This window comes from Alcanivorax sp. HI0083 (genome assembly GCF_001635175.1).
Window position 1 is genome coordinate 1 of the sequence record NZ_LWFX01001486.1, and the last position, 6,115, is coordinate 6,115.

Annotated in this window: 6 protein-coding genes; all 6 read left to right on the top strand. The window is 62.5% G+C overall.

Features of this window, described 5'->3' with window-relative positions; genetic code table 11:
• Positions 1-722 (top strand): glycosyltransferase (locus A3754_RS22545; protein WP_063521394.1); only part of this gene is annotated, 722 nt, incomplete at its 5' end.
• Positions 712-2,136: a UDP-N-acetylmuramate--L-alanine ligase gene (gene murC, locus A3754_RS22550; RefSeq protein WP_063521395.1), complete on the top strand. Its 1,425-nt coding sequence runs from the start codon at positions 712-714 to the stop codon at positions 2,134-2,136. The genes A3754_RS22545 and murC, both read left to right, overlap by 11 nt.
• Positions 2,129-3,052: a D-alanine--D-alanine ligase gene (locus A3754_RS22555; RefSeq protein ID WP_063521396.1), complete on the top strand. Its 924-nt coding sequence runs from the start codon at positions 2,129-2,131 to the stop codon at positions 3,050-3,052. Before murC ends, A3754_RS22555 begins: the two co-directional genes overlap by 8 nt.
• Entirely contained in the window at positions 3,045-3,821 is a 777-nt protein-coding gene (locus A3754_RS22560; protein ID WP_063521397.1) for a cell division protein FtsQ/DivIB, read from the top strand. The genes A3754_RS22555 and A3754_RS22560 overlap by 8 nt, the downstream gene beginning before the upstream one ends.
• Positions 3,822-3,834: 13 nt before the next feature.
• Entirely contained in the window at positions 3,835-5,070 is a 1,236-nt protein-coding gene (gene ftsA / locus A3754_RS22565; RefSeq protein ID WP_007151175.1) for a cell division protein FtsA, read from the top strand.
• A gap of 189 nt (positions 5,071-5,259) precedes the next feature.
• Positions 5,260-6,115: cell division protein FtsZ (gene ftsZ / locus A3754_RS22570; RefSeq protein ID WP_063521398.1), on the top strand; the 856-nt coding region annotated here is incomplete at its 3' end.

Consider the following 6,115-nt stretch of genomic DNA (forward strand, 5'->3'; position numbering starts at 1 on the left):
TGGTGGTCCATGAGCAGAATGCGGTTCCCGGGCTGACCAATCGCCTGTTGTCCCGTCTGGCCACGGTGACCCTGGAAGGCTTTCAGGGTGCCTTTGGCAATCCGCAGGCCTGCTGGGTGGGCAACCCGGTGCGTCCGGAAATTACCGCTCTGGATGAGCCTGCTCGCCGCTATGCCCAACATCAGGGCGGCTTGCGGGTGCTGGTGCTGGGTGGTAGCCAGGGCGCGCTGGTACTGAACCAGGATTTGCCCGAGCTGCTGTTGGCGGTACTGGGGCGCGACATACAGGTGCGCCACCAGTGCGGCGCCGGACGTACTGCGGAAGCGGCGCCGATTTACCAGGCGCTGGGTCTGCAGGCTCAGGTCAGCGAGTTTATTGATGACATGGCAGAAGCCTACGGCTGGGCGGATCTGGTGATTTGTCGGGCCGGCGCGCTGACCGTGGCGGAAGTGGCGGCGGCGGGCGTGGCCGCCATGTTTGTTCCCCTGCCCAGCGCAGTGGATGACCACCAGACATTGAATGCCCGTTGGTTGTCAGAGCGCGGAGCCGCGTTGCTGTTGCCCCAGCGGGACCTGGGTGCGGCAAGCCTTGCCGGCACCCTGAAACCGGTTGCTGAGCGTGGCCTGCTGGCGCAAATCGCCGAGCGGGCCCGTGAGCAGGCGATGGCGGATAGTGCTGAGCGCGCCGCCACGCTGTGTGAGGAGGTGGCCAATGGCCGATAACGACATGATTCATACGGTGCCGGAGATGCGCCGCATTCGCGGGATCCACTTTGTGGGGATCGGCGGTGTGGGCATGTGCGGCATTGCCGAAGTGCTGGCCAATCAGGGCTATGCCATCAGCGGCAGCGACATCAAGGAATCACCGGTGGTAGAGCGCCTGCGCAGTCTTGGTGTGCGGGTGGACATCGGCCACCGTGCCGAGAATATCGACGGCGCGGATGTAGTGGTGACCTCCACGGCGGTGAATACCGAAAACCTGGAAGTGGCGGCGGCCCATGAGCGTCGTATTCCGGTGGTGCCACGCGCCCAGATGCTGGCGGAGCTGATGCGCTTCCGTCATGGCATTGCCGTGGCCGGCACCCATGGCAAGACCACCACCACGTCACTGACCGCAGCAATTATGGCCGAGGCCGGACTGGATCCGACGTTTGTTATTGGCGGGCGGCTGAATAGCGCTGGCACCAATGCCCGTCTGGGGCAGAGCCGTTATCTGGTGGCAGAGGCTGATGAGTCCGATGCCAGTTTCCTGCACCTGCAGCCCATGAGCGCCATCGTCACCAATATCGATGCGGACCACATGCACACCTACGGCGGCGATTTCGCCCAGCTGGAGAACACTTTTATCGAGTTCCTCCACAACCTGCCGTTCTACGGCGTGGCAGTGATGTGTGTGGATGATCCGGTGGTGCGCAAGTTGCTGCCCAGGGTCAACCGTCAAGTGATTCGCTATGGCTTCAGCGAGGATGCAGACCTGCGTGCCGAGAACGTACGCCAGGACGGCATGGTTACCCATTTCCGGGTAGTGCGCGCCGAAGGCGAGCCACTGGAGGTGTCCCTGAACATGCCGGGCCGCCATAACGTCCTGAATGCGCTGGCGGCCATCGCCGTGTCGGCGGACGAAGGGGCTGATGATGACGCCATTATCCGTGGCCTGAATAATTTTACCGGGGTGGGGCGTCGCTTTGATGTGCAGGGCGAATACCACTTCGAGGGCGGCAGCGCGACCCTGGTGGACGACTACGGTCACCATCCCCGTGAAGTGGCCGCCACCATTGCTGCCATTCGCGATGGCTGGCCAAACCGTCGCCTGGCCATGTTGTTTCAGCCGCACCGTTATACCCGTACCCAGGACCTGTACGAGGACTTTGTGGAAGTGCTCTCCGGGGTGGATGTGTTGCTTATGCTGGAAGTGTATGCCGCCGGCGAAGACCCGATTCCCGGTGCCGATGCCCGGGCACTGTGCCGCAGCTTGCGCAAGCGTGGTCTGGAACCGGTGTTTGTGGATGACCCGGACAAGCTGCCGGCCTTGCTGGCCAGCCAGCTTCAGGACGGCGATCTGCTCGTCACGCAGGGCGCCGGTAACGTCGGCACCATTGCCAAGCAGTTGGCCGCTCAGGGAGGCAGCCATGGATAAGCGTGCATTGAAACAGCGATTGAGCCGGGTGGGCCGCGTGGCGGTGCTGGCCGGCGGCAAATCCGCAGAGCGCCCGGTGTCGCTGAAGAGCGGTGCGGCGGTGCATCAGGGCCTGCGCAATCTGGGCTTGATCGCAGAATTGGTGGATCCGGCGGACAAGAGCGTGGACACCCTGAAAGGCTTTGATGCCGCCTTTATTGCCCTGCACGGTCGCGGCGGCGAAGACGGCGTGATCCAGGGTGTACTGGAACATCTGGAGATTCCCTACACCGGGTCCGGAGTGATGGCATCGGCCATTGGCATGGACAAGGTGCGCACCAAGCAACTGTGGAAAGGGGCGGGTTTGCCGACCCCGGCGTTTTATGTGTCCGGCCGCGATGAGGTAGACCTGGGCTTCCCGGTCATCGTGAAACCGGCCCACGAAGGCTCCTCCATCGGTATGGCCAAGGCGGATAACGCTGAAGAGCTGGCCGAGGCGCTGGTTGCCGCAGAAAAATTTGATCAGGACGTGCTGGTGGAAGCCTGGGTCAACGGGCCGGAATACACCGTGGCGGTGCTGGGCGATGAAGCCTTGCCGGCCATCCGCCTGCAAACGCCCCATGCGTTCTATGACTTTGCAGCCAAGTATCAGTCCGACAGCACCGAATACCTGTGCCCGGCGGGGCTGGATGGTGCCGACGAGCAGGCGCTGCGGCAGCTGGCGCTGACAGCATTCCGGGTTGCCGGGTGCCGTGGCTGGGGCCGGGTCGATGTGATGCGCGATGCGCAGGGCCAGTGGCAGCTGCTGGAAGTGAACACGGTGCCTGGCATGACTGATCACTCGCTGGTGCCCATGGCGGCAAAGGCCACCGGCCGCGATTTTGACGTGCTGGTGGGTGAAATCCTGCTGGATGCACTGGAACGGGGTCGTGGCTAGAAACGCCCCCGCGCCCCGTGGCGCCCGCCGCAAGCCGGTGAAAAAGGCCGGCGTACCGCTGCGCGAGCGCATTGCAGCGGCGGTGCCGTGGATGCTGGTGAGCTCGGTGGCGCTGGTCATCCTGCTGGCGGTGATCTACCTGCCGTCAGCACTGGATGGCTACCCGATCCGCAAGGTGGGCGTGGACGGTGTCACCGATGTGCGCCGTCAGCAACAGATCGAGACCGCCTTGGCGGCGTTGGTGCGCGAAGAGAATTATTTCTCTGTGCCGCTGGAAGATATTTACCAGCAGTCACAGGGATTGAGTTGGGTGGAGGAGGTCTCCGTCCGTCGTCAGTGGCCCGATACCGTGGTGCTGACAGTGGAAGAGCGTCGCCCGGTGGCCGTGTGGAACGAGGCAGTGCTGGTGTCGGACAGCGGGCAGCCGTTCAAGGCGCTCAAGCAGTATGACCTGACGGATCTGCCCCACCTGAGCGGCCCGGAGCAACGGCTGGAGGAAGTCATGGGCTTCTACCACAGCATGGGCAAAACGCTGGCGGATGTGGACCTGAGCATTCGCAGCATGGACGTCAACGCGCGCCTGACCGCGCGCCTGACGCTGAATAACGACATGGAACTGGTGGTAGACCGTGAGCATTACACCACCAAATTACGCCGTTTTGTGCGGCTTTATCGTGGCGTGCTGAGCACGGATAGCCGCCAGGTAGCTCGTGTTGATCTGCGTTATGCGGACGGCATGGCAGTGACCTGGCGCGAGCAGCAGAGTTAGGAGAAAGGGTGACATGGCGACAGCAACAGAAAACATGATTGTCGGACTCGATATTGGCACCTCCAAGGTGGTTGCCATCGTCGGCCAGACAGCAGCCGATGGCACCTTGGAAATCGTCGGGCTGGGCTCGCAACCGTCACGGGGCATGAAAAAGGGCGTGGTGGTGGATATCGAAGCCACCGTGCGCTCCATTCAGCGCGCTGTGGAAGAAGCCGAGCTGATGGCGGGCTGCCATATCCACACGGTGTACGCCGGCATCGCCGGCTCCCATGTGCGCAGCCTCAACTCCCACGGCATTGTCGCTATTCGCGACCGGGAAGTGGCACAGGCGGATATCGACCGGGTGATCGACGCGGCGCAGGCGGTGGCGATTCCGGCAGACCAGAAAACCCTGCACGTACTGCCGCAGGAATATGTGGTGGACAACCAGGAAGGGGTGCGCGAGCCCATCGGCATGAGCGGTGTGCGCCTGGAAGCCAAGGTGCATCTGGTGACCTGTGCGGTGAATGCGGTGCAGAACATCGAGAAATGCGTGCGGCGCTGCAACCTGGAGGTCGATGACGTCATCCTTGAGCAGTTAGCGAGTGCTCACGCCGTGCTCACCGAAGACGAGCGTGAACTGGGCGTCTGCATCGTCGATATCGGCGGTGGCACCACGGATATCGCCATCTTCACCGAAGGCGCGATTCGTCACACGGCCAACATTCCCATCGCCGGGGATCAGGTGACCAACGATATCGCCATGGCCCTGCGCACGCCCAAGCAGCATGCGGATGAAATCAAGATCAAGTACGCCTGCGCGTTGACGCAGCTGGCCGGCGCTGACGAGACCATCAAGGTGCCCAGCGTGGGCGACCGTCCGCCGCGCACCCTCAGCCGCCAGAACCTGGCCGAGGTGGTGGAGCCGCGCTACGACGAGCTGTTCACCCTGGTGCAGGCAGAAATTCGCCGCTCCGGATTCGAAGACCTGATTCCCGGTGGCATCGTGCTCACCGGTGGTTCCTCGAAGATCGAAGGGGCTGTGGATCTGGCCGAGGAAATCTTCCATATGCCGGTGCGCCTGGGCGCGCCGCAGGGAATTTCCGGGCTGATCGACGTGGTGAAGAACCCGATTTATTCCACCTCCGTGGGCTTGCTCTTGTACGGCCAGCGCATGGAGAAGGAAGGCACCAGCGCCAAGGCCCAGGCCGGCGGGGGTGAGCTGGACTGGCTGGAGCGCATCAAGAGCTGGTTCAAAGGCAATTTTTAATGGACGCCGGATGCCCGACGCCCGAAGCCGGACGCAAAACAGGCGGCAAAGCCGCCAAAGCGTCAGGCCTCAAGCATCAGGCATCCAGCGTTTACTGAGCGCAAGCGGTGGTTCCGGGCCGCGGCAAGATGACCGGAACACTTCGACGTAATGAGTAGTAAACAGGGAAGCAACAACGGGAGATCAACCATGCAATTCAAACTGGAAGACAGCGTACCGCATGGTGCGGTAATCAAAGTGGTAGGTGTCGGTGGTGGCGGCGGTAACGCCGTGGATCACATGGTGCGTTCCGGTGTGGAAGGGGTGGATTTCATCTGCGCCAACACTGACGCCCAGGCCCTGCGTAATGCCTCATCCAAGACCGTGATTCAGCTGGGTAGCCAGGTGACTAAAGGGCTGGGCGCCGGCGCAAACCCGGAAATCGGCCGTCAGTCCGCTCAGGAAGATCGTGATCGCATCGCCGAGCTGCTGGATGGTGCAGATATGGTCTTCGTGACCGCCGGCATGGGCGGTGGCACGGGTACCGGTGCGGCCCCGGTTGTGGCTGAAATTGCCAAGGAACTGGGCATCCTGACCGTGGCTGTGGTCACCAAGCCGTTCCCCTTCGAAGGCAAAAAGCGCATGCGCTCTGCCCAGCAGGGGATCGAAGAGCTGAAAGAGCACGTTCACTCCCTGATCACCATCCCCAACGAGAAGCTGCAAGCGGTTCTCGGTGGCTCCACCAGCCTGCTGGACGCCTTCAAGGCGGCCAACGAAGTGCTGCAGGGCGCAGTGAAAGGGATTGCGGACCTGATCGTTCGACCCGGCATGATCAACGTGGATTTCGCTGACGTGCGCACCGTGATGAGCGAAATGGGTACTGCCATGATGGGTACCGGTACTGCCAGCGGCGAAGGCCGGGCGGCAGAAGCGGCGCAGGCGGCTATCTCCAGCCCGCTGCTGGAAGATGTGGATCTGCGCGGCGCGCGGGGTATCCTGATCAATATCACTGCCAACGAGTCCATCGCTCTGGATGAGTTCTCTGAAGTGGGTGATATCGTCAGCG